This window comes from Bradyrhizobium uaiense (genome assembly GCF_010811875.1).
GTDB lineage: Bacteria > Pseudomonadota > Alphaproteobacteria > Rhizobiales > Xanthobacteraceae > Bradyrhizobium > Bradyrhizobium uaiense.
On record NZ_VKHP01000580.1, the window covers coordinates 1 to 502 of the forward strand.

Annotated in this window: 1 protein-coding gene; it reads right to left on the reverse strand. The window is 63.5% G+C overall.

Annotated features, from left to right (window positions below):
- The coding region (locus FNJ47_RS46580) for a carboxyl transferase domain-containing protein (protein ID WP_283811399.1) at positions 1-502 on the reverse strand (502 nt) is incomplete at both ends.

Genomic DNA, 502 nt, shown 5'->3' on the forward strand with positions numbered 1-502 from the left:
GCGTGCACCGAGGCGCCGCCGAGCTCCTCGGCGGTCACCACCTCGTTGGTGACGGTCTTCACCACGTCGGGACCGGTGACGAACATATAGCTGGTGTTCTTCACCATGAAGATGAAGTCGGTCATCGCAGGCGAATAGACGTCGCCGCCGGCGCAGGGCCCCATGATGACCGAGATCTGAGGGATCACGCCCGAGGCCTGCACGTTGCGGCGGAATACATAGGAATAGCCCGCGAGCGCCGCTACGCCCTCCTGGATGCGCGCGCCGCCGGCGTCATAGAGACCGATGATCGGCGCCCTCGCCTTCATCGCCATGTCCTGAAGTTTTGTGATCTTCAGCGCATGGGTTTCCGACAGCGAGCCGCCGAACACGGTGAAGTCCTTGGCGAACACGAAGGTCTTGCGGCCGTTGACCGTGCCCCAGCCGGTGACGACGCCGTCGCCGGGGATCTTGCTCTTCTCCATGCCGAACTCGATCGAGCGGTGCTCGACGAACATGTCGA